The organism is Sphaerisporangium sp. NPDC088356, assembly GCF_040685555.1.
Taxonomy (GTDB): Bacteria; Actinomycetota; Actinomycetes; order Streptosporangiales; family Streptosporangiaceae; genus Sphaerisporangium.
In genome coordinates this window covers 1-23,199 of sequence record NZ_JBFBIK010000116.1, presented here as the reverse complement: position 1 = coordinate 23,199, position 23,199 = coordinate 1, and the positions used below count along the sequence as shown (strand labels likewise).

Sequence of the window (23,199 nt, the reverse complement as noted above, 5' to 3'; positions counted from 1 at the left end):
ATCAGGTCGGCGTTGACCTGATCGACGGGCCGTGTGGTCGTGAAGGTGTTCTCCGGCTCAGGACTTGACGCCGATGAAGAGGCCCGGGCGGTTCTCGCCGGTCTCCAGGAACTCGACGGAAGTGACGCCCGCCCCGGCGAACGCCGTCTCGTACTCGTCCCGCGTGAACAGCGACAGCATGTGCAGGTCGGTGAAGTGCCGGATACCGGATTCGGGATCGGCCACCAGGTATTGCGCCGTCATGCGGTGGGCCCGGCCCTCCACCACGGTGTGGGAGAGCCGGGCGATGGTCTGTCCGTCGACCGTGACGACATCGCCCATGACGCGCCCGGACTGCGCGTTCTCCGGGAAGTACCAGGGCTCGACGACGATGACCCCACCGGGGTTGAGGTGCCGGCCGAAGCAGCGCAGCGCCGCGTTCAGCTGCTCGGCGTCGTCCAGATAGCCGATCGCGCTGAACAGGCAGGTGACCGCGTCGAACCGCCGATCGAGATCGAAGTCCTTCATGTCGCCCTGGTGCAACGGCACCCCAGGCAGCCTCTTCTGGGCGACCCGGAGCATGTCCTCGGCCAGGTCGACGCCCTCCACGTGCTCAAACGCGTCCGCGAAGCTGAGGAGGTTCCTCCCCGTGCCGCAGGCCACGTCCAGCAACGCGGAGGCGGAGGCGTTGCGCTCCCGGATGTACTTGGCCCACATCTGCGAATCGGCCTCGTACGCCCTGTCGCGCCCTTGGTACAGGGCGTCGTACACCTCGGCGTTGCTGTAGATCGGCGAGAGCCCGTCCATGGTCAGACCACCCGTACTTCGGGCACGTACAAGATCCACTGGCCGCCGGACTCGCGGAACCGCTCTTCCTTCGCCATGATCTCCTCGGCGTGGTTCCAGGCGAAGAGCAGCGCGTAGTCCGGGTAGGAGGCGGTGAAGGCCTCCGTCGACTTGACCGGGATGTGCACCCCGGGGGACAGCCGATCCTGCTTGGCCGGGGTCGTGTCGCACACGTAGGACACCAGATCGGGTCCTATGCCGCAGAAGTTGGTGACGGTCGCGCTCTTGGCTGTGGCGCCGTAGCCGGCGACGGTCTTGCCGTCCGCCCGCAGGGAGCGCAGCAGGGCGACCAGGTCCTCGCGGATGCGGGTCACCGAGGACGCGAACCCCTGGAGAACCTCGGGCCTGGCCAGACCCTGGGCCTCCTCCTCGGCCAGCAGCCGGGCCACCGCCGGGGTCGGCTGCCGGGCGCCGGCGCGGGCGAGCGTGTAACGGACCTCGCCGCCGTGCACCGGATGACGCTCCACATCCACCAGCTCGAACCCGAACCGCTCGGCCATCGCCTGCACGGAACGAACCGAGAACAGATAGAAGTGCTCATCGTAGATCTGGTCGAACGAGGTCTTCTTCACGATGTCCCCGAGATAGGGGTCCTCGAAGACGAAGACGCCGTCAGGGGTGAGCAGCGCGTCGACACCGCGGAGAAGCGAGTCGAGATACGGGATATGACAGATGGTGTTCGCCGAGAAGATCGCGTTGGCGGGTCCTTCGGCCTCGCGAACGGCGGCCGCGGTCGACTCCTCGAAGAAGTCGGTGCGGACGCGCACGCCCCGCTCCCTGGCGACGTTCGCCACTCCTGCGGAAGGCTCGAATCCCAGATGGCGGATTCCGGACTCGGCCATCGTCCGCAGCAGAACCCCGTCGTTACAGCCAATCTCGACGAAGAAGGGATCTGTGGTGGTGAGCTCGGTCTCGATGAAGTTCAGGGCGGTCCGGGTGAAGTGCTCCCGCATCACGGACGACCCGGACGAGTGGTAGGGGTAGTCCTCGTGGAACATCCGCTCGCGAGGGACCTCCTCCATCAACTGGACCATCGTGCACTCCACGCAGTGTCCGACGGCGAGCCTGTAGAAGAACTCCGCGTCGACGTCGGCCGGGCGCGGAAACGCGTCGGAGAGCGGCTGGCGTCCGAGATCCAGGAACTCCTCGACTGCACCGCCGCAGATTCGGCATTCGGTCATCGGCGCCTCCACCTTTCTTCACCGGCCGTTGCCGGCCGCTATTGAAATGGATGTCGTCGGGCCCATGGCCAGCATGTCGCCGCGCGGGCGACGGCGCATCTCCCAGCGTGCGCCGGGAGCCACCCGCCACGGCGACCACCGTGACAAGGGCGAACAGCGCCCGCCGAGGTAGTAACTGATCTCGCTTGCGAACGGCTCAGCCGGGGAGTTGGCTATCGATTTCATCGGCAAGGGCCTGAAGACACTCGAAATCCTTCGTGACTCTGGCGCCCTTGGGGAGATACTCCCGCAGCTACCGGTTGGTATTGTCACGTTGTGACAGGATCTGTTGTGTTGTCGCGGTCGGTGTGGGCGCCCTGTCCTGCCGTTGCAGCGCGCAATGATGACAACCCCGAGTCGTCAGGATCCCCACGATGCTGAAAGCCGGTCGGTCCCAGGAAGAGATTCGCCAGCACAATCTCGGCACCCTGCTCCGGCACGTGCACCTGGGCGGCCCGATCTCCCGAGCGGCGCTGGCCGACCTGATGGGTCTGAACCGCAGCACCATCAGGGCGCTGACCGCCGAGCTCACCTCCGCGGGCCTGGTACGCGAGGAGCTCCCCAAGGACACCGGCAAGGCGGGCCGGCCGTCGCTGGTGGTCCGGCCGGAGTCCGGCCGGGTGTACGTACTGGCCTTCGACATCCGCGTGGACCGGCTGGTCGCCGCCAGGGTCGGCCTGGGCGGAGTGATCCTGGACCGCAGGGAGGCGGTCCGCCCGCGCGCCGGGGTCGACCTCGACGACGTGGTGGGGGTGCTCGCCGGGTTCGCCCGGCAGATGCACCGCAAGGCGCATCCGGACTCGGTGTGCGCCGGAGTCGGCGCGGCGTACTGCGGCATGATCCGGCCCGGTGACGGGATGGTGCGTTTCGGGCCGAACATGGGCTGGGTCGACCAGGCCTTCGGTACCGAGCTCGGTGTCAGGCTGGGGCTCGGGCTGCCGGTCATGGTGGGGAACGAGGCCCACCTGGGCGCGCTCGCCGAGCATGAACGCGGGGCCGGCATCGGCTTTCAGAACCTCATCTACCTGCACGGAGATGTCGGCGTGGGCGGCGGGATCATCGTCGGCGGCAAGCTGCTGGACGGCGATGGCGGGTACGGCTGCGAGCTCGGGCACATGATGGTGAACCCGTACAACGGCAGGCCCTGCGGGTGCGGCTCGCGAGGCTGCCTGGAGGCGGAGGTCGGCGAGCAGGCCCTGCTCGACGCCGCCGGCCGGTCCTCCGACCTGGTCGGCCGCGAGGGCGTACGGGCCGTCGTGGCCGCCGCCGACAACGGCGACATCGCGGCCCAGGAGGCGCTGCGCCGGATCGGCGACTGGCTCGGCATCGGGGTGGCGAACCTGATCAATCTCTTCAACCCGGGGCTGGTGATCTTCGGTGGGATGCTCCGCGAGGTCTACCCGGGCTCGGCGGCCCAGGTCCACAGCCGGGTGGAGGCCAACGTGCTGGTGATCTCCCGCGAGAAGGTGCAGCTCCGCACGTCGGCTCTCGGAGACGACGCCACCTTGATCGGCGCGGCCGAACTCGCCTTCTCCAAACTCCTGGCGAGCCCCCTTGATGTACTCGCCGAAATGACGTCACACCCGACCGCCCGCCGGCAACAGGCTCTCGCCCGAGAGGCTCAGGAGGCTTCGGCCTTGTCGTAGATGCCCACGGACCACAGGCCCGGCTGCCGGCCGACCACGGCGGCGAGCCGTTCAGGCTTCGAGAAGAGCGTCTGCTCTGTGAACTCGCCGTCGCACGTGCCCTGCTTGCGGTCGGTGACCTCGCGGTTGTCGTACGTCCCCAGGGATCCTAGTGAACGTCCCCGCCTGATCGGTCATGCTCCCCTCGCGCCCAGGGTTCAGGTGACCTTCTGTTCTGGGGTGGTCCAGGTGTTGCAGGTGCCGGGTTCGGCGGAGTTGTAGCCGCGTTCCAGCCATTTCAGCTGGGTCGAGAGGCGGCCGTGGTCGCGGGTCCACTTCCCCGGCAGCGTTCCGAAGTACCAGGACCGGAACTCCCACCACGCGGGCATATAGTCGCCCATCGTCTTGAGGGCCACACCCGCGAAGCACTCGGCCTGGAGTTCGAGCCGCCTGCTCAGGAGGTCCTTCTTGCCCTTCGACCTCGTCGCGAGCTGCTCTTCCCACATGTAGTCGCTGATGTTCGTCATGTTCTGGAGGTGGTGGCCGTACTCGTGGGCGGTCACCTCCGCCACCCGGGCCGCCCCGCCGGGCCGCAGGTCGGCGCGCTCCACGAGGACGTAGTAAGTCCTGGTCTCATTGCAGTAGGTGCCGTCCGCCTCTTTGGACGGCATGAGCCCGCAATCGGGGTCCTTCACGCGGTGCCGCACGAACTTGCGCTCGGGCGGCCTGAAGTAGGTCCGCGTCCGCTTGAACGCGCTCGCCCAGATCCTGTCCAGGCACGATGACACCGCCCGCAGGTAGCGCTTCGTGGACGTCCAGTCGCTCGTCCTGATCACGGGGATCCCGCACTTCACCTTCGCCCGCGGCGCGGTGTAGAGCCGGCTCCTCACCGCGGCCGTCCGGTCGTACGGGAGCGGCAGCGTCTCCGAGGTGGGCCGGGCCGACGGCGAGGGTGACGGCGTGGGCGAGACCAACGGCGTCGCGGACCACTGTGGCACCGACATGGGAAGCGGGTCGGGCTGGGGCTCCGCCGTACACGCGGCCACGAAGGCGCACACCAGCAGCAGCGGAAGGAGACGGCGCACGATCATGGAGCTTATGCACCGCTTATTACGAAACGGGCATTGCTGGAGAAACGCCCGGCGGTGGTTCTTCCAGGATGCTCTTCTGGCTGGAATGCCGTCTCGCGCCTGCGAATCGCGGATGCGGCTGGGTAACGTGGCGTGGTTGAGAGGCGGGCCGCCAGGTGTCGTCGAGGCGCGCACGCTGACTAGGGGCGATCTTTCCAAGGTGGGAGTTGGGATGACGGCGATCGTGGACATACCACAGCCGGTACCTTTCGATGCGGTCTGCCCGCTGATGGGGGTGGAGGAGGAGTACCTGGTCGTGGACCCGTCGACGCGGGAGGTGGCGCCGATGGCGGCCTCGGTCGTGCGGCGCGCCGGGGCGGAGCTGGGCGATCTGGTGGGAGCCGAGATCACCCGCTTCCAGGTGGAGGCCAAGACGGCGCCGTGCGCCGGCGTCTCCGAGCTGGAGGACCAGCTTCGGCGGATGCGGTCGGCGGTGGCGGCAGCGGCCCGCGAGGAGGGGCTCGCCGTGGTCGCCTCCGGCACGCCGGTGCTCGGCGACGTGGTCCCGCCCCCGATCACCGACGATCCCCGCTACGGGGTGGGGATCGCCAACTACCGCGGGCTGCACGACGAGCAGAGCATCTGCGCCGGCCACGTCCACGTGCACCTGCCCGACCGCGAGCGGGCCGTGCTGGTGAGCAACCATCTGCGCCCGTGGCTGCCGGTGCTGATCGCGATGATGTCCAACTCGCCGTTCTGGACGGGCCGTGACACCGGTTACGCGAGCTGGCGCACGCTGTGCTGGGGCAAGTGGCCGGTGGCCGGCCCGCCGCCGTACTTCGCCTCGCTGAGCGAGTACGACGAGCTGGTCGGCGCGCTGACCGACTCGGGGGCCCTGGTGGACCCCGGCACCATCTTCTGGGACATCCGGCCCTCGGCGCGGCTGCCCACGCTTGAGGTCCGGGTGACCGACGTGCCCGCCACCGCCGAGGAGTCCGCGCTGCTCGCGGCCGTCGTGCGCGCCCTTGTGGTGGTGTCGCTCGAGCGGGTGGAGCGCGGCGATCCGGGTGCGCCCCTGTCGGCCGAGCGGCTGCGGGTCGCGTACTGGCGGGCGGCCCGCGACGGCCTGGACGGGCACGGCATCGACCCGGTGGCCGGCGAGCTGCGGCCGGCCGCGGACCTGCTCTCGGTGCTGCTGCGGCACATCCGTCCCGCCCTGGAGGAGACCGGCGACCTTGACATGGTGACGCGGCGGCTGCGGCGGCTGCGCGTCGCCGGCACCGGGGCGGCACGCCAGCGCGCCGCCCACGACCGGCGCGGGCGGGTGGCCGACGTCGTCGACCACCTGGTGGAGCATCTGGTCACCCCGGCCGGCGCGGGCGAGGTCGTCTGACGCGCTCGCGGACGCTCAGGCGTCCGGCCGGTCTTCCGGCGTGCCGAGGCGGGAGGCGAGGAACGCGCGCAGCGGCTGCACGTGCCTGGCCGGGTCGCGCCACTGGGCGAGCAGGTCCTCCAACAGGTGCCGCTCGCCGACCTGCTCGCCATGCCGCCACGCGCGGACGACCGGGTGGAGGAAGGCGCTTTCGTGCGCCCGCTCCGGGGTCGGGTGCCGCTGGATGGCGAACACGTCGCCGTAGTCCGCGCGTCCCCATCGCAGGGTGACCGTGAAGCACAGCGGATGGCCGGCGAACCGCTCGACCGCGTAGTCCTCGGGCAGGTCCACGTAGTGCAGGATCTGCCCGGCCGCCTCGTCGACGACGTACGCGTCGCACAGGTACTCGAACTGGGTCCACAGCGCCGAGCTGTGGTTTACCCGGTCGAGCATGGTCGCGGTCAGCTGGTCGGGATCGACCGGCAGCACCTCCTGGCGCAGGGGCTCCTCGCCGTAGCGCTCGGCGAGGAGGGCCGCCAGCGTGCGCAGGTTGTAGCGGAACCCGTCGATGAACGCGGAGGAGGCGCGTTTGAAGTCGCGGGCCTGCATCAGGGTGCCGGCGAAGTACAGGCCCTCGACGTTGGCCGACTGGAAGTCCGGGCGGATCGCCGGCAGGCGCCCGTTCGGGGCGAGCTCGGGCATGCAGGAGGCGTCGAACAGGCCGGTGTTCATCGTGAAGCCCGTGCAGCGCAGCACCGTGTCGTATTCCAGGACCGCCTGCTCGCCGTCGGCGAGCGTGTAGGTGATCGCGGCCTTGTAGCGGTCGCCCTCGCGCCAGATCCGGTCGACCCGGCATTCGAGCACGCCGTGCAGGGTCTTGAACCAGTAGCTGTCGAGCAGCGCGCCGTACTGGCCGCGCACGTGACCGGGATGCTTGCTCGTCCACGCCAGCCGGACCGGGCTCGGGCTGGCCAGGTGGATGATGGCGGCCTGGCCGAGTATGGCCTGGGCGGTCTCGAACGCCGAGTTGCCCTTGCCGATGATCAGCACGCGCTTGTCGGTGAAGTCCTCCGCGGACTCGGAGATGTCCTCGTATCCCACCGCTAGCTCGATGCCGGGGATGTCGGGGATGTACGGGCCGCCCCAGCCGTTGGCCATGATGAGGCATTCGGCGCGGAACACCTCGTCCCCCGCGTGCACGACGAAGTGCCCGCCGACCTTCTCGACGCGGTCGGCGGAGGTGGAGAACCGGACGTTGAGCGCGTGCTCCCGCTGGAAGTCGGTGAGGTAGCGCACCAGGTCATCGGCGCTGGGGAAGTACTCCTGCGAGTACCGGGGGAACATCAGGTCGGGCGAGTCGTTGAGCAGGGAGTTCCAGTCCCAGCGCAGGGCGATCTCCGGGTCCTTCTCGCCGGTGTGCACCTTGTTCAGCGAGATGAGCCTGCGGTGGCGCGGGTACCGGCGGAAGAAGCCGCCGGGGGAGTCCTCGCGTTCAAGGGTGAGGTAGTCGGCGCCGGCGCGCTGCAGGAAGTAGCTGAGCTGCAGCCCGCCGGGGCCGGCACCGATGATCAGGTAACGGTGGACGTGCTCGCCGGAACTCGCCATCAGACCTCACGCTCCGCCGTGGCCGGCCCGCTCAGCGGCCGGGAGGCCGGGGGGCGGAGCCGCGATGCCGGGCGACCCGGCGGCCGATGCGATACAGGGCATGAGCACTCCATGTTCCATCGAGGGCAGGGACCGGCCGGTTCAGGCCGCGGCGGTCGCGCAGTGGCAGTTCATCGACGCCCGCTCGGCCGGTCTGGGCCTGCGGTGCAGCCACATGGCCACCACCATGGGCGCGAAGACGATCGCGTTGTAGAACAGGTGCAGCTCGACGCGGGGGACCAGCAGCTGGATCATGCTGGTCGGCACCGGCCTGCCCAGCAGGTGGTAACCGGTCAACGCCTGGAGGAGCAGCAGCAGGTGCTCCAGGTGGTGCCATACCTGGATGCCCAGCGAGATGTTCCACCAGGCGCGGGCGCGGCCGGTGAACCCCTTGCGGAGCAGGATGAGCCCGACGAGCATGACGAGCGCGTAGCCGTAGTGCATCCATTCGGAGGTCACCAGCCAGGGGAACGGCCGTCCGAGCACGCCGCGCGCCTCAGGGACCGGCCAGCCCAGGGCGTAGATCTGGATCGCCTGCGCCACGTGCTCGGCCCAGTGCGCGAGCACGATCACCAGGAAGACGTTCAGTCCGGCCCGGTGGTAGTCGGTGTTCAACGAGGTCAGCAGGTCCGCTCTGGGGGGTAACGCGCTTGAGTGGCTGGCCATGGGTGTTCCTCCACGGGCGTCGGTCGGGCGTACGCGGTGTGCTCGGCGCTCTTCGGGGGGTGGGTGGTGTCAGGCCTGGCGCTGTGATTCGGCCAGCAGCCCGAGGTAGCCGTCCGAGACGATCCGTCGCGCCCGCGCGGCGTAGCCGGCCGGGTCGTCTGGGGCGATGGTCGCCAGGCCGTCGACGTAGCGGTTGTACATGCAGAACGCCGCGGCGATCAGCACGGTGTCGTGGATCTCCAGGTCCGTGGCGCCGGCCGCGCGGGCCTCGGCGACGTCCTTGTCGCCGACGTTCCGCCCGCTCTGCTGGACCGCGCCGGCGATGGCCAGCAGGGCCCTGAGCTTGTCCGACACGGGGGCGCCGTCCAGGTCGGCGCGGACCTGCTCCACCAGCGCCATGCCCTCGGGCAGCTGCGCCGCCGCGTAGGCGGCGTGGGAGGAGTAGCAGTAGCGGCACTGGTTCAGCGCCGACACGTACGCCGCGATCAGCTCCCGCTCGCCGCGGGACAGCGTGCTCTCCTGGCGGAGCAGCACCTCCACCAGCTCGTTGAGCGGGCGGGCCGTCTCTGGGCGGAACTGGAACAGGCCGCGTATCCCCGGTTCGTCCGAGTTGAGGCTGATGTGGGGCATGGTCGATTCCTCACCGGCGAGGAGGGGACACCTCACACGCGGTCGTGGGCGAACAGATCCATCCGACAGACGCTCATGTTCGCTACGCGACGCCCCGGATGTCAACGGGCGGTTTCTCCTGGGCTCCTCATCGGCGGGTCTCGTCTTTCCCGCCGTCGTTACCGGGACGTGACCATTCGGTAAGTCTGTCCTCACTCCCTTGTTTGCTCCCACGGCCAGGCGTAGCGTCACCGTCGCCCCCCAAAAGATCCGCACCATCTCCAGGAGGCCGTTCATGTCCGAACACCCGAACGTCAACCCCGCCCGCGAGAGTTACGACGCGATCGCCAAGGGTGACCTGGACTACATTCGCGACAACCTGCTCGCGGACGACGTGGTATTCCACGTTCCCGGCCACGGTTCACTGGCCGGCGATCACACCGGCAAGGCCGACGTATTAACTTATCTCGGAAAGCTTGGGAGCCAGACCGACAGTTCCCTGCGATACGACCCGGACGCGTTTCTCGCCGATGACGAGCACGTGGCGGTCCTGCTCCGGATCCGGGGAAATCGTGACGGCAAGATCCTCGACGGCCGCGGTGTTCACATATTCCGCATCGCCGACGGGAAGATCGCCGAACGCTGGAGCTTCCCGTACGATTCTTATGTGATCGACGAGTTCTTTTCGTAAACGCCCGCGCGCCTCGCGCGCTCGTCTTCACGGCCACCCGGCCTCCGCGGACCGAGATCACAGGTCACGCGGGCCGGGTGGCCCAGGCTCTCAGCCCTGACGCTGCGACTCAGCCAGTACGGCGAGGTATCCGCCGGTCATCTCGGCCCGTGCGGCGTAGACGGCGGGGTCGTCGGGGGCGAACGTGGAAAGGCCGTCGACGTAGCGGTTGTACATGCAGAACGCCGCGGCGATCAGCACGGTGTCGTGGATCTCGGTGTCCGACGCGCCCGCCTCCCTGGCCGCGGCCACGTGCTGCCTGGAGACCCGCTTCCCGCTCTCCTGGACCGCCCCGGCTATGGCCAGCAGGGCTCGTAGCTTGCCGGAGACCGGCGCGGTCTCGAGGTCGGCGCAGACCTGTTCCACCAACGTCATCCCCTCAGGGGCGCGTACGGCCGCGAAGGCCGCGTGGGTGAAGAAGCAGAACCGGCACTGGTTCAGCGCGGACACATAGGCCGCGATCAACTCACGTTCACCGCGGGTCAGCGTGCTCTCCCCGCACAGCAGCACCTCGGAAAGCGCGTTCAAAGGGAGAGCGGTCTCCGGGCGGAAACGGAACAGACCGCGAATTCCCGGCTCATCGGTGTTCAGGTCGATGTGCGGCGAAGCGGCGCTCTCGGGGCCCATCGGAACGAGCGGAGGTCGTTGCGGCCATTCCAGCCCGCATGTGTGATCGGTGGACTCGGTGATGGCGGGCAATTGGACGGCTATATTCCTGCGGGCGATGGTGGCCACTGCGTTCGTCATTGTCTTGACCCCTTTTTCTCGGTTGTCATTCGTTCTCGCACCACCAACTCTGCGCTTTCCGCCACCGGCGGGACAGGGTTTCGCGAGTCAGTAAGCTGCCCGGGTCCTGCCGCTTCCTGCCACACCCGTCGCTTGACAGGCCGACGCGTGGCGCGCGTTCGCAGGGGCGGGGGGAACCGCATTCCAGGTGCGCATTCGAGAAGTTGCGGCCGTCGCCGGCCGCGGGTGACCCTCGTAAGAGCTTTGAAGAGGGCCGGTCTCTACCTGGAGGTGCGACGTGGCGCAGAGCTTGTACCTGAAGGTGATCCGCGGCAACCCGACACCCGAGGAACTCGCGGCGCTCATCACGGTGCTGACCGCCCGCGCCGCGTCCGCCGCTCGGGAGGAAGCGGCGGCAGCGTCCTCAGCGGACTCCGCGTGGGTCGAAGGCGCCCGCTCCGCACGCCGGCCGGCCGCGCCGAGCTCCAGCCCCGCCGCCTGGCGCGTCAGCGGGTGGGCCGGCTAGGGGGACCCCCGCCCGGCCCCATTGAAGCCCCTGCCGATGCGGGGGCTTCTTCCATTTCCGGCACCGGTTACAACATTCACTACAGATTATTACATAGCACAGCAACCAGGGAGATGTGCCTCAACGGTCGGCATATGACCATTAAATGGTCACGCTGGTGTGAGTAACCGTCATCGGCTGACGGCGAAAAGACGAGGAGCATCATGCCAACCCTTTTAGGTTCACTGCGCAGGCTCGTGCTGACTCCGTCGCTGGCCGACGTGACTTTCAGCGTGCGCGGTTTCCCGTCCACGCCGTCGGCCGCGACGCGCAAGCTCGAAGCCATTCCCCAGGCGGTGATCTGTGGATTCGAATGGGGAATCGACGCGCGTGACCAGTGGGAGGTCGAGCGCCGGCTGAGCATGGTCGACCAGGAATTGCGCGGATTCGCCTACGAGGGCGCGACCATGGGTTTCACGATCGTGGACGCGATGGGCGGCGGCCGGGGGACCCGCACCCGTGATCTGCTGCTCGGCCCCGGCCAGCCGCACATCTTCCTCACCTACATCGGCATCGGCTTCGCCATGGCACGGCTGCCGCGGCCCCTGTGGAAGAAGATCATGCCCGACCTGAGCGGGTCGGCGTACTACCCCACCATGAGCTGGCTCGCGGTCGACGGGTACGGCTTCGACCGGGCCTACTTCGACACCCGGCGCTGGGTCGACGAGCAGCGCGTCCCGTCCCCCTACGCGTGGGAAGGCTCTCCCGACTACTTCCTGCGGGCCGTCGACCAGGGCATAGGCCGTGCGCTGTGGTTCATCCACGCCGGGCGCGTCCCCGACATCGCCGCGAGGGTGAGGGGCTTCGCCGCCCACCGGCAGGCGGACCTGTGGAGCGGCGTCGGCCTGGCCGCGACGTTCGCCGGCGGTTCCGTGGCCGAGGGACTCACCGCGCTGCGCCGCGCGGCCGGCGACCACCACCCCGAGCTGGCCCAGGGTGTGGTCTTCGCGGCCAAGGCGCGTGACTTCGCCGGCTTCGTGCCGGAGCACACCGAGATGGCCGCCGCCATCCTCGCCGACCTGTCGCTGGAGGGCGCCGTGGCGCTCGCCGACAGCACCGCGGTGGAGGCCGGCGGAACCGATTCGGTTCCCGCATATGAATTGTGGCGGCGCGCGATCAGCGCGCATTTCATTTCGTCCGGAGACCGTGTTCCGAGCTGACGCGGCCGCCGCCTGACGGCGTGGGCGAATCTCGCGTGGGGCGGGATCATTTTGGCCGGGCAGGCCATTCGAGCATGCCCGGAAAACGGTTCCGCCCTTTCTACTGAGCACGTTTGAAGTGGACCCCAAGTCAGCCTATATGGCTACATTTAGGTAAACGTTACCCCACGGTTAAGGGGAAACCCCCGAGGGGAGGGAGAGGCAATTGGCCAGCATTCTACGGTCATTGAGAAGCCGTATTCTGACACCCAACGTCTCCGAGACGAAGCTCTCGACACGTGGTTTCCACGTGAAGAGTCCAGAGGCCCGCGACCTGTTGGAGAAGGTCGGCGAGACGTTCCTCACCGGTTACGCCTATGCGGCCGAGGCGCGTACGCCCGCCGAGGCCGAGGAGCGTCTGGAGGAGATTCCGAAGCGGTTCCGCGGCTTCGCCTACGAGGGCGCGGGCATGGGGTTCGCCATTCTCGACGCGACGCCGGTCTCACGCGGTCAGAAGGTCGCCGGCTTCCTCGCCGGGCGGCGGGGTGACGCCCAGATCTACCTGGTCTACGTCGGCGTCGGCTGGGCGATGGCGCGCCTGCCGAAGTTCCTGTGGTCCAAGATCTACGCGCCCGACCCGCTGCTGCGGTACCTGGCGCTCGATGGATACGGCTTCCACCAGGCCTACTTCCGTACCGAGCAGTACGTGCACGGGCAGTACCAGGACCCGAGCTTCCCGTGGCCGGCCGACGCCCCGCCCGGGTACGCCAACCGCGTCGTCGACCAGGGCATCGGGCGGGCCTTGTGGTTCGTCGGAGGCACCGACGTCGACGTGGTCACCACGATGATCAACCGGTTCCCCGAGCACCGGCGCGGCGACCTCTACGCGGGCGCCGGGCTGGCCGCCACCTATGCCTGCGGCGCCGAAGAGGACGAGCTGCGGACGTTCAGGGACCGGGCGGGCGTGTACCGCCCCCAGCTCGCCCAGGGCTCCGCCTTCGCGGCCGAGGCCCGGGTGAAGCCGGGACTGGTGGTGCCCGCCACCGAGGTAGCCACCCAGGTGTTCTGCGGCGTGACGCCGGAGCAGGCGGCGCGGATCAGCAATGAATCCCGCCCCGACCAGCGGATCCAGGGTGATGTGCCGGCTTATGAAGTGTGGCGCCGGCGGATCGCCGACCAATTTGTCTCTCTTGGAGGTGTTAGCCCGTGACTGCGACCCTTGGCTGGCTGCGCAGGCAGCTACCGGGAATCGTCGCCCTCGTGCTGGTCACGAGCGTCTTCTTGGTCGCCCGTCTGCCCTCGTACTCCGCGGCGGAGACCGCGAACATCGCGAGCAAGTTCTCGTTCAAGCCGCTGTCGATCGCCCTGCCCAGTGGATACACCGACCAGACGATCCGCAAGGTGAACAAGGACTACAAGCACATCGACGCCTGGATCTCCTCCGTCGGTGCGGCGATCGCGATGAACGACCTCGATGGTGACGGGCTTTCCAACGACCTCTGCCTCGTCGACACGCGCATCGACCAGGCCGTCGTGACGCCGACCCCGGGTGCCCGCTCTGAACGGTATGCCCCGTTCGCCCTGAACCCGGGCGCGCTGCCGATGAACGACCACATGGCGCCCATGGGCTGCGTCCCCGGCGACTACAACGAGGACGGCCGCATCGACCTGCTGGTCTACATGTGGGGCCGCACGCCGATCGTCTACCTCGCGAAGCCGAGCGCGACCAAGCTGGGGGCCGACGCCTACCAGCCGACCGAGCTCGTGCCGGGCGCGAACTCCACCAACGGCGAGTACACCGGTCCGCAGTGGAACACCAACGCCGCCACCGTCGCCGACTTCGACGGGGACGGCCACGACGACATCTTCATCGGCAACTACTTCGCCGACGGCCCGGTCCTGGACTCCACCGTCAGCGGCGGCGTCCACATGAACCACTCGATGTCCGACGGTCACAACGGCGGCGAGGACTACTTCTTCCGCTGGACCGGGGCGACCACGGGCGACCAGCCCACGGTCACCTACAAGTGCCTGGACAACGTGCTGTCGAAGGAGGCGTCGAAGGGCTGGGAGCTCGGAGCCGCCGCGAACGACCTGGACGGCGACCAGCTTCCCGAGCTCTACCTCGCCAACGACTTCGGCCCGGACCGGATGTTCTACAACCAGTCCACCCCGGGGCACATCAAGCTGTCGCCCGTCGAGGGCGTCCGCACGCCGCTGATCCCCAAGTCCAAGACGATCGGCCACGACTCGTTCAAGGGCATGGGCCTGGACTTCGGCGACCTCAACCACGACGGCATCTACGACATGTTCGTCAGCAACATCACGACGTCGTGGGGCATCGAGGAGAGCAACTTCCAGTTCATGTCCACGGCCAAGAACCAGGCCGAGCTGCGCGCCAAGCTGCGCGCCGGCGAGGCGCCGTGGGTGGACAAGAGCGCTCCCTCCGGCACGGCGTGGTCGGGCTGGGGCTGGGACGTCAAGATGGAGGACTTCAACAACGCCGGTGAGCTGTCGATCGCCCAGGCGACCGGGTTCGTGAAGGGCTACACCGACCGCTGGCCGCAGCTGCAGGAGCTGGCCACGGCCAACGACCAGCTGCTCCAGAACCCCTTCTGGTGGCCGAACGCGCAGGCCGGCGACGACATCGGCGGGAACCAGACGCTGCACTTCTTCGCCAAGGGCCCGACGGGACGCTACGTCGACCTCGCCCCCGACCTCGGCCTCGCCATCCCGGTGCCCACCCGCGGCATCGCGACCGGCGACTCCGACGGGGACGGCCTCGTGGACTTCGCCGTCGCCAGGCAGTGGGGCGAGCCGGTCTTCTACCAGAACCAGAGCGCTTCCGCCGGCGCGTACCTCGGGCTGAAGCTCACCCGCGACGAGGCCCCGGTCGCCGGGACGCTTCCCGCGACGGGCTCACCGGTCACCGGCGCGCAGGTCACGGTGAAGACGGCGGACGGCCGATCGTTCATCGGCCGCGTCGATGGCAGCAGTGGCCACTCCGGCAGGCGCTCCACCGACGTCCACATCGGGCTCGGCCAGAACGTCACCGGGCCTGTGCAGGTGCACCTTCGCTGGCGCGACCGCACCGGACAGGTACACGACCAGGATCTTCAGCTGACCACGGGCTGGCACTCGCTCGTGCTCGGCCAGCAGGCCAAGGAGAAGTGATCGACATGGCTGAAACGAAGGCCAGCGCGCCGCCACGTCATGACCCCAAGGTAATCATCGCCCTTCGCAACTTCGCGATCTCGATTTCCGTCTTCAACATCTTGGGATACACCGTCCTCGGGTTCGAGCAGCCCTGGCTGTGGCCGTTCTTCGCCCTCGCCACCGGCTACGCCACCGAGATCGGGCTCGAGTACATCGGTGCCCGGGTGGAGAAGCGCGCGCCGCGCTACACGGGCCTCGGGTTCCGCGGCCTGATGCAGTTCCTGTACCCGGCGCACATCACTTCCCTCGCGATGAACATGCTGATCTACGTCAACGACCAGATCCTGGTGCTGCTCTTCGGAGTCGTCGTCGCGGTCGGCGCCAAGTGGGTGCTGCGCGCGCCGGTCAAGGGCCGGATGCGGCACTTCATGAACCCGTCGAACTTCGGCATCGCGGTCGTCCTGCTGCTCCTGCCCTGGGCCAGCATCGCACCGCCGTACCACTTCACCGAGCACACCGACACCTGGTTCGACTGGATCATCCCCGGAATCATCATCATCGGCGGCACGATGCTGAACGGGAAGCTCACCAACCGCATGCCGCTGATCTTCGGCTGGGTGGGCGTCTTCGCCCTCCAGGCCATCGTGCGCGGCCTCTTCTTCGGCACGTCGATACCCGCGGCCCTCGGCATGATGACCGGCGTCGCGTTCGTGCTCTTCAGCAACTACATGGTCACCGACCCGGGCACCAGTCCGTCGAGGCCGGCCTCGCAGGTCGCCTTCGGCGGTGGCATCGCCCTGCTCTACGGCCTGATGACCGCGGTGCACATCTCCTACGCGCTCTTCTTCGCCACGGCCGGGGTCTGCGCCATCCGCGGCGGCTTCTTCTGGGCGCTGCACTTCGTCAACAAGGCGCGCGAGCAGCGTGAGGCCCAGGCGCGCCAGGCCGTCTCCGACGTACCCGTCGAGATCGTCCCCACCGGTGGGAAAGAGGTCGCGACCGTATGAGCAGGATCGCGATCGTCGGCATGGCGTGCCGGTACCCGGACGCCACATCGCCGAGGGAGCTGTGGGAAAACGCTCTCGCCGGTCGCCGCGCCTTCCGGAGACTGCCCGACGTGCGCATGCGGCTGGAGGACTACTGGAACGCCGACCCGGCGCACCCGGACACCTTCTACGCGCGCACCGCGGCGGTCATCGAGGGCTACGAGTTCGACCGTGTCGGTTACAAGATCGGCGGCAGCACGTACCGCTCCACCGACCTCACCCACTGGCTCGCGCTCGACATGGCGGGCCTCGCCCTGGCCGACGCGGGCTTCCCCGGGGCGGAGGGCCTGCCCCGGGAGCGCACCGGCGTCATCGTGGGCAACACCCTCACCGGCGAGTTCACCCGCGCCAACGTGATGCGCCTGCGCTGGCCGTACGTGCGCCGCACGGTGGCCGCGGTGCTCAAGGAGCAGGGCTGGGACGACGAGCGGCTGGCCACCTTCCTCGCCGACCTCGAGACCACCTACAAGAGCCCGTTCCCCTCCATCGACGAGGACACCCTGGCCGGCGGCCTGTCCAACACCATCGCCGGGCGCATCTGCAACTACTTCGACCTCAACGGCGGCGGCTACACCGTCGACGGCGCCTGCTCCTCGTCGCTGCTGTCGGTGACGACCGGGTGCAAGGCGCTGATCGACAACGAGATCGACGTGGCCATCGTCGGCGGCGTCGACCTCTCGATCGACCCGTTCGAGATCGTGGGCTTCGCCAAGACCGGAGCCCTGGCCAAGAGCGAGATGCGCCTGTACGACCGGCACTCCAACGGCTTCTGGCCGGGCGAGGGCTGCGGCATGATCGTGCTGATGCGCGAGGAGGAGGCCGTCAAGGCCCGTCACCGCATCTACGCGACCATCGCCGGGTGGGGCATCTCCTCCGACGGCAAGGGGGGCATCACCCGGCCCGAGGTCAGCGGCTACAAGCTCGCGATGCGCCGGGCCTACGAGCGCGCCGGCTTCGGCGTCGAGACCGTGGAGCTGTTCGAGGGCCACGGCACCGGCACCCCCGTCGGGGACGCCACCGAGCTCACGGCGCTGTCCGAGGCCCGGGCCGAGGCCGACCCGGGCGCCACGCGCGCGGCGGTCACCTCCATCAAGGGGATGATCGGGCACGCCAAGGCCGCGGCCGGCGTCGCCGGCCTGATCAAGGCCGCCATGGCGGTGCACGAGCAGGTGCTCCCGCCGGCCATCGGCTGCGTCGACCCGCACGACATCCTGACCAGCGAGTCGGCGACGCTCCGCGTCCTTCGCAAGGCCGAGCCCTGGCCGGCCGGGGCCCCCGTGCGCGCCGGCATCACCGCCATGGGCTTCGGCGGCATCAACACCCACGTCGTGCTGGAGAAGTCCGGGCCCCGCAAGCGCGCGCCGTTCTCGACGCGCACCAAGACCCTGGCCTCCTCCCTGCAGGACGCGGAACTGCTCCTCGCCGACGCCGCCTCGCCGCAGGCGCTTCGCGAACGGGTCGCCGAGCTGGCGGACTTCGTGATCAAGGTGTCCTACGGCCAGCTCGCCGACCTCGCCGCGACCCTGCAGCGTGACCTGCGCGAGCTGCCGTACCGGGCCGCCGTCGTGGTGTCCTCGCCCGAGGACGCCGAGCGGCAGCTCAAGCGGGTGCTGACCGCGCTCGACGAGGGCGAGACCAGCCTGTTCGCCCCCGACGGCCGCGCCTTCTTCGGCCAGGCCGACGGGCCGGGCCGGGTGGGCTTCCTGTTCCCCGGACAGGGTTCGGGCCGCGGCACCAGCGGCGGCGCGCTCCGCCGACGCTTCGCCGAGGTGGAGGAGATCTACGTCAAGGCGAACCTGCCCACCACCGGCGACATGGTCGCCACGGCGGTCGCCCAGCCGCGCATCGTGACCGGCTCCATGGCCGGCCTGCGCGCGCTGTCCGCGATCGGCGTGGAGGCGGACGTCGCGGTCGGGCACAGCCTGGGCGAGATCTCCGCTCTGCACTGGGCCGGCGCGATGGACGAGGAGACTCTGCTGCGGGTCGCAGGCGTCCGTGGCAAGGCCATGACCGAGCACAGCGCCTCGGGCACCATGGCCAGCGTCCGCGCCACGCCCGACACGGTCACCGAGCTGACGGGCGAGCTGCCCGTCGTCATCGCCGGATACAACGGGCCCGACCAGACCGTCGTCGCCGGGCCGGTCGACGCGATCGAGGAGTTCGGCCGCAAGGCCGCCGGCGCGGGCCTCAAGTGGACCAAGCTGCCGGTCTCGCACGCCTTCCACTCCCCGCTCGTCGCACCGGCGGCCGAGGAGTTCGGCGAGCACCTGGCCGGGGAGGACTTCGGCCCGGTCGACCGGCCGATCGTCTCCACCGTGACCGGGGTGACGCTCACTCCGGACACCGACGTCCCTGCGCTGCTGCGCAGCCAGATCACCGACCCGGTCCTGTTCACCCAGGCCGTGGAGGCCGCCGCCAAGGACATGGACCTGCTCATCGAGGTCGGTCCCGGCCGGGTGCTCAGCGGCCTGGCGGCGTCCGTCACGGACGTCCCGGCCGTCGCGCTGGACACCGACGACGAGTCGCTCACCGGGCTGCTCCGGGTGGCCGGCGCGGCCTACGTCGCCGGTGTCCCGATCGTGCACGAGGAGCTGTTCCACGGCCGGCTGGTCCGGCCGCTGGAGGTCGGCACCGAGTTCACCTACTTCCAGAGCCCGGTCGAGAAGGCGCCGCAGGTGATCATCGCGGCCACCGCCCGGCGGGCCGAGGAGCCGCTGAAGGCGGCCCCCGCGGTCGCCGGCGGCACGGCGGCGCAGAGCGCCGGGGACGCGGCGGAGTCGAGCATCGACCTGCTGCGCCGCCTGGCCGCCGAGCGCGCCGAGCTGCCGCTGGAGATGGTGAGCGAGGACAGCAGGCCGCTGGACGAGCTGCACCTCAGCTCGGTCACGGTGATGCACATCATCGACCAGGCCACCCAGAAGCTGGGCGTGCCCGCCTCCCAGGCGCCGACCAACCTCGCCACGGCGAGCCTGCGCGAGCTGTCGGAGGCGCTCGACGCGCTGGCGGCCAACGCCGGTTCCGCCGAGGCGGCCCCGGCGTCGCTGGTGGCCGGAGCCGCGTCGTGGGCGCGGCCCTTCTCCGTCGACCTGGACGAGCTGCGCCTCCCGGCGCGGACCTCGCCCCAGGAGAACGGCCAGTGGCAGCTCTACGCGGCCGGGGACTCCCCGCTCGCCGCGCCGCTGCGGCAGGCGCTCGAAAGCGGCAAGGTCGGTTCCGGCGTGCTGGTCGTCCTCCCGCAGGACTGTGCCGAGGAGCACCTGGAGCAGGCGCTGCTGGGCGCGAAGGCGGCCATCGCCGGCGCGGCCGGCACCCGGTTCGTCGTGGTGCAGCACGACCGCGGCGCAGCGGGCCTCGCCAAGACGCTCCAGCTGGAAGCCCCTCACCTGCGCACCACCATCGTGCACGTGCCCGCCACGCCCGAGGCGGTCGCCTGGGTGGTGGCAGAGGTCGGGTCGACCACCAGGTTCGCCGAGGCGTTCTACGACGCCGAGGGCGTCCGCCGGGTGCCGACGATGCGCGCGATGCCGGTACGTCCGGCCCGCACGGAGCTGCCGCTGGACGGCGGCGACGTGCTGCTGGTGACCGGTGGCGGCAAGGGCATCACCGCCGAGTGCGCGCTGGCGGTGGCGTCCGACACCGGCGCCAAGCTGGCCGTGCTCGGCCGCTCCGACCCGGCCGCCGACCAGGAGCTGGCCGACAACCTCCGCAGGATGGCCGACTCCGGCGTGACCGTCCACTACGCACGTGCCGACGTCACCGACGCGGCCGCGGTGCGCGGCGGGATCGCCGAGCTGGAGGCGGCCCTCGGGCCCGTCACCGCCGTGCTGCACGGCGCGGGCCGCAACGAGCCCGGAGGCCTGTCGACCCTCGACATGGCCGCCTTCCGCCGGACCTTCGCCCCGAAGGTCGACGGCCTGCGCAACGTGCTCGACGTCGTCGACCCCGGCCGGCTCCGGCTGCTGGTGTCGTTCGGCAGCATCATCGGGCGGGCCGGTCTGCACGGCGAGGCGCACTACTCCACGGCCAACGACTGGCTGGCCGACCTCACCCGTGAGGTGGGCGAGCGGCACCCGCAGTGCCGCGCGATCTGCATGGAGTGGTCCGTCTGGTCGGACGTCGGGATGGGCGAGCGGCTCTCGGTCGTCGAGGGTCTCGCCGCCAAGGGCATCGCGCCGATCTCCCCCGAGCAGGGGGTGCAGATCATGCGGCGGCTGGTCGCCGACCCCGACGCCCCCAGCGTCGTGGTGATCAGCGGGCGCACCGAGGGCATCGACACCGTCCGCTACGACCTGCCGTCGCTGCCGCTGCTGCGCTTCGTCGACAAGCCGCTGATCCGCTACCACGGTGTCGAGCTCGTCACCGAGGCAGAGATGAACGCCGGCACCGACCTCTACCTGGCCGACCACCTCCTGGACGGCAACCTGCTGTTCCCGGCCGTGTTCGGCATGGAGGCCATGACGCAGGTGGCCTCGGCCACCATCGGGCGCGAAGCGGTCCCGGTGATCGAGCGGGCCGAGTTCCTGCGGCCGATCATCGTGCCGCCGGAGGGCAGCACCACGATCCGGATCGCCGCCACCGTCACCGAGGACGACGACACGGTCGAGGTGGCCATCCGCAGCGCGGAGACCGGCTTCGAGGTGGACCACTTCCGCGCGCGGCTGCGGTTCACCGGCGAGGCGGCGCCCGAGGGCCCGCCGAACCAGGTCGGCGAGGGCCTGCCGGTCGTGCCGCTGGACCCGGCGACCGAGCTGTACGGCGACGTCCTGTTCCAGGGCGGGCGGTTCCACCGCCTGCGCCGCTACCACAGGGCAGCCGCACGCCACGTCGACGCCGATGTGGCGGCGCTTTCCGCCAGGGACTGGTTCGCCGGCTTCCTGTCCGGCGAGCTGCTGCTCGGCGACCCGGGCATGCGCGACGCGCTGATGCACGGCAACCAGGTCTGCGTACCGGACGCCACGTTGCTGCCCGTCGGCATCGACCGGATCCACCCCGGCGGGGCCGCCCTGGCGGCGGCGGGCGAGCTGCGCTACTGCGCCACCGAGCGGGAACGCGACGGTGACACCTACATCTACGACATCGCGGTGCGCACACCGGCCGGCGAGGTCGTCGAGCGGTGGGAGGGCCTGCGCCTGCAGGCGGTGCGCAAGAAGGACGGGCGCGGCCCGTGGGTGACCCCGCTCCTCGGCTCCTACCTGGAGCGCACGCTGGAGGACCTGGTCGGCGCCCGGGTGGCGGTCGCGGTGGAACCGGGTCATCCGGACGGCCCGGACGGCGACGCCGAGCGCCGGGCCCGTACGGCCGTGGCGGCCGGGCGCGCGCTCGGCCGGCAGGTCGAGGTCCGGCACCTTCCCGATGGAGGGCTGGAGATCGACGGCGGCACGACCGTCTCGGCGTCCCACGGAGGTGGCGTGACCCTGTGCGTCGCCGCCGAGGGCACGCTGGGCTCCGGCGTCGCGCCGGTGACCGAGCGGCCCGAGGCCGAGTGGCTGGAGCTGCTCGGCACGCACGCGCCGCTGGCCGAGCTGGTCTCCGCGGAGACCGGTGAAGCGCTCGGCACCGCGGCGACGCGGGTGCTGACCGCAGTCGAGTGCCTTCGCGGCGCCGGCCTCCCGCTGGACGCGCCCCTGACGCTCGCTCCGGCGGGACGGGACGCGTGGGCGGTGTTCGCGTCGGGCGGTGTGCGCGTCTCGACGCTCGCCACGACGCTCCGGGACGCCCAGTCCCCAGTCGTGTTCGCAGTCCTCACGGAAGGGCGGTCGTAGGCCATGGGCAAGTACTACGAATACCAGCACACGGTCGGCTTCGAAGAGACCAACATCGTCGGCAACGTCTACTACGTCAACTACCTGCGGTGGCAGGGCCGCTGCAGGGAGATGTTCCTGAAGCAGCGGGCGCCCGAGGTGCTCGCCGACCTCCAGGACGACCTGAAGCTCTTCACGCTGAAGGTGGACTGCGAGTTCTTCGCCGAGATCACGGCCTTCGACGAGCTGTCGATCAGGATGCGGCTGCAGGAGCTGGCGCAGACCCAGGTCGAGTTCAGCTTCGACTACGTCCGCCTCGACCCGGGAGAGGGCGAGACCCTCGTCGCCCGCGGCCGGCAGCGAGTGGCGTGCATGCGCGGGCCGAACACCCGAACGGTCCCCTCCAGGGTTCCCGACGCTCTGGCCAGGGCGCTCGAACCGTATGCCCTGTAGGCGCGGATGCAGACAGCTAGCCAGGAGGACAGCGTGAACGTCGAAAACTCCACGACAACCCGTCCGATGCCGGACGCGAAGTCGCTGCGGCGGGCATTCGGGACGTTCGCCACCGGCGTCACGGTCGTGACGACGGGCGGCCCCACCCCGCACGCCATGACCGCCAACTCCTTCACCTCGGTCTCGCTGGAGCCGCCACTGGTGCTGATCTGCGTCGATCGCGGCGCGGTGATGCACCAGTGCCTCACCGACACGGGCTTCTTCGGGGTGTCGGTGCTGGCCGCGCACCAGGAGCCCGCGGCGCTGCACTTCGCCGACCGCTGGCGGACCCTCGGGGCGGCCCAGTTCGACCACGTCGACTGGACGCCCGGAGAGGTGAGCGGGGTGCCGATGCTCGATGGCACCCTCGCCAGCTTCGAGTGCGAGCTGTGGCGCACCTACGACGGTGGTGACCACACCATCTTCATCGGAAAGGTGATCTCGCTTCACCAGCAGACCGACCGGGACGCGCTGCTGGTCTTCAAGGGCAAGTTCCGGCAGATAAGTCCAGATTGGAGCGAGGTGCCGGCGTGACCCTCACCGGACCACAGCCCCAGAAGGCACCCGAGCGGC

The 23,199-nt window shown here is 69.7% G+C and carries 18 protein-coding genes; 11 read left to right on the top strand and 7 right to left on the bottom strand.

Features of this window, described 5'->3' with window-relative positions:
* Window positions 1–57: 57 nt before the first annotated feature.
* Window positions 58–786 carry a class I SAM-dependent methyltransferase gene (locus AB0O34_RS30070; protein WP_363921122.1) on the bottom strand — a complete coding sequence of 243 codons (729 nt, stop codon included), beginning with the start codon at window positions 784–786 and terminating at the stop codon, window positions 58–60.
* 2 nt (window positions 787–788) lie between these two features.
* The gene (locus tag AB0O34_RS30065; protein ID WP_363921120.1) at window positions 789–2,006 is read right to left on the bottom strand and encodes a class I SAM-dependent methyltransferase; all 1,218 of its coding nucleotides are present in this window, start codon (window positions 2,004–2,006) and stop codon (window positions 789–791) included.
* A 413-nt stretch (window positions 2,007–2,419) separates the two neighbouring features.
* Here AB0O34_RS30065 and AB0O34_RS30060 point away from each other — a divergent pair, with 413 nt between their 5' ends.
* The gene (locus AB0O34_RS30060; protein WP_363921118.1) at window positions 2,420–3,691 is read left to right on the top strand and encodes an ROK family protein; all 1,272 of its coding nucleotides are present in this window, start codon (window positions 2,420–2,422) and stop codon (window positions 3,689–3,691) included.
* A 197-nt stretch (window positions 3,692–3,888) separates the two neighbouring features.
* On the opposite strand, the gene AB0O34_RS30055 is transcribed toward AB0O34_RS30060, so the two are convergent.
* Window positions 3,889–4,761, bottom strand: coding sequence for a neutral zinc metallopeptidase (locus AB0O34_RS30055; protein ID WP_363921116.1), 873 nt, complete (start codon window positions 4,759–4,761; stop codon window positions 3,889–3,891).
* Between the two features lie 211 nt (window positions 4,762–4,972).
* On the opposite strand from AB0O34_RS30055, the gene AB0O34_RS30050 reads away from it, so the two are divergent.
* Window positions 4,973–6,133 (top strand): glutamate--cysteine ligase, encoded by a 1,161-nt coding sequence (locus tag AB0O34_RS30050; RefSeq protein ID WP_363921114.1) that lies wholly within the window; start codon window positions 4,973–4,975, stop codon window positions 6,131–6,133.
* 15 nt (window positions 6,134–6,148) lie between these two features.
* Here the strand turns inward: AB0O34_RS30050 and AB0O34_RS30045 are convergent, their stop codons facing one another.
* From AB0O34_RS30045 to AB0O34_RS30035, 3 genes are all read right to left on the bottom strand, one after another.
* Window positions 6,149–7,717 (bottom strand): NAD(P)-binding domain-containing protein, encoded by a 1,569-nt coding sequence (locus AB0O34_RS30045; protein ID WP_363921112.1) that lies wholly within the window; start codon window positions 7,715–7,717, stop codon window positions 6,149–6,151.
* Between the two features lie 141 nt (window positions 7,718–7,858).
* A complete protein-coding gene (locus AB0O34_RS30040) occupies window positions 7,859–8,422 on the bottom strand; it encodes a hypothetical protein (protein ID WP_363921110.1) in 564 nt (187 codons plus the stop codon).
* 69 nt (window positions 8,423–8,491) lie between these two features.
* A complete protein-coding gene (locus AB0O34_RS30035) occupies window positions 8,492–9,052 on the bottom strand; it encodes a peroxidase-related enzyme (RefSeq protein ID WP_363921108.1) in 561 nt (186 codons plus the stop codon).
* A gap of 274 nt (window positions 9,053–9,326) precedes the next feature.
* On the opposite strand from AB0O34_RS30035, the gene AB0O34_RS30030 reads away from it, so the two are divergent.
* Window positions 9,327–9,722 carry a nuclear transport factor 2 family protein gene (locus AB0O34_RS30030; protein WP_363921106.1) on the top strand — a complete coding sequence of 132 codons (396 nt, stop codon included), beginning with the start codon at window positions 9,327–9,329 and terminating at the stop codon, window positions 9,720–9,722.
* A 90-nt stretch (window positions 9,723–9,812) separates the two neighbouring features.
* On the opposite strand, the gene AB0O34_RS30025 is transcribed toward AB0O34_RS30030, so the two are convergent.
* Entirely contained in the window at window positions 9,813–10,508 is a 696-nt protein-coding gene (locus AB0O34_RS30025) for a peroxidase-related enzyme (protein ID WP_363921104.1), read from the bottom strand.
* Between the two features lie 277 nt (window positions 10,509–10,785).
* Here AB0O34_RS30025 and AB0O34_RS30020 point away from each other — a divergent pair, with 277 nt between their 5' ends.
* From AB0O34_RS30020 to AB0O34_RS29985, 8 genes are all read left to right on the top strand, one after another.
* Window positions 10,786–11,013 (top strand): acyl-CoA carboxylase subunit epsilon, encoded by a 228-nt coding sequence (locus tag AB0O34_RS30020; RefSeq protein ID WP_363921102.1) that lies wholly within the window; start codon window positions 10,786–10,788, stop codon window positions 11,011–11,013.
* Window positions 11,014–11,216: 203 nt separating this feature from the next.
* Complete coding sequence (locus AB0O34_RS30015) at window positions 11,217–12,212, top strand: DUF1702 family protein (RefSeq protein WP_363921100.1); 996 nt, start codon at window positions 11,217–11,219, stop codon at window positions 12,210–12,212.
* A 205-nt stretch (window positions 12,213–12,417) separates the two neighbouring features.
* The gene (locus AB0O34_RS30010) at window positions 12,418–13,401 is read left to right on the top strand and encodes a DUF1702 family protein (RefSeq protein WP_363921098.1); all 984 of its coding nucleotides are present in this window, start codon (window positions 12,418–12,420) and stop codon (window positions 13,399–13,401) included.
* Entirely contained in the window at window positions 13,398–15,365 is a 1,968-nt protein-coding gene (locus tag AB0O34_RS30005; protein ID WP_363921096.1) for an FG-GAP-like repeat-containing protein, read from the top strand. Before AB0O34_RS30010 ends, AB0O34_RS30005 begins: the two co-directional genes overlap by 4 nt.
* A gap of 5 nt (window positions 15,366–15,370) precedes the next feature.
* Complete coding sequence (locus AB0O34_RS30000; protein WP_363921094.1) at window positions 15,371–16,354, top strand: enediyne biosynthesis protein; 984 nt, start codon at window positions 15,371–15,373, stop codon at window positions 16,352–16,354.
* The gene (locus tag AB0O34_RS29995; protein ID WP_363921092.1) at window positions 16,351–22,155 is read left to right on the top strand and encodes a type I polyketide synthase; all 5,805 of its coding nucleotides are present in this window, start codon (window positions 16,351–16,353) and stop codon (window positions 22,153–22,155) included. Before AB0O34_RS30000 ends, AB0O34_RS29995 begins: the two co-directional genes overlap by 4 nt.
* 3 nt (window positions 22,156–22,158) lie before the next feature.
* Entirely contained in the window at window positions 22,159–22,587 is a 429-nt protein-coding gene (locus AB0O34_RS29990) for an acyl-CoA thioesterase (protein WP_363921090.1), read from the top strand.
* 33 nt (window positions 22,588–22,620) lie between these two features.
* On the top strand, window positions 22,621–23,160 hold the full coding sequence (locus AB0O34_RS29985; RefSeq protein WP_363921088.1) for a flavin reductase family protein: 540 nt from the start codon (window positions 22,621–22,623) through the stop codon (window positions 23,158–23,160).
* The last annotated feature ends 39 nt before the right edge of the window (window positions 23,161–23,199 follow it).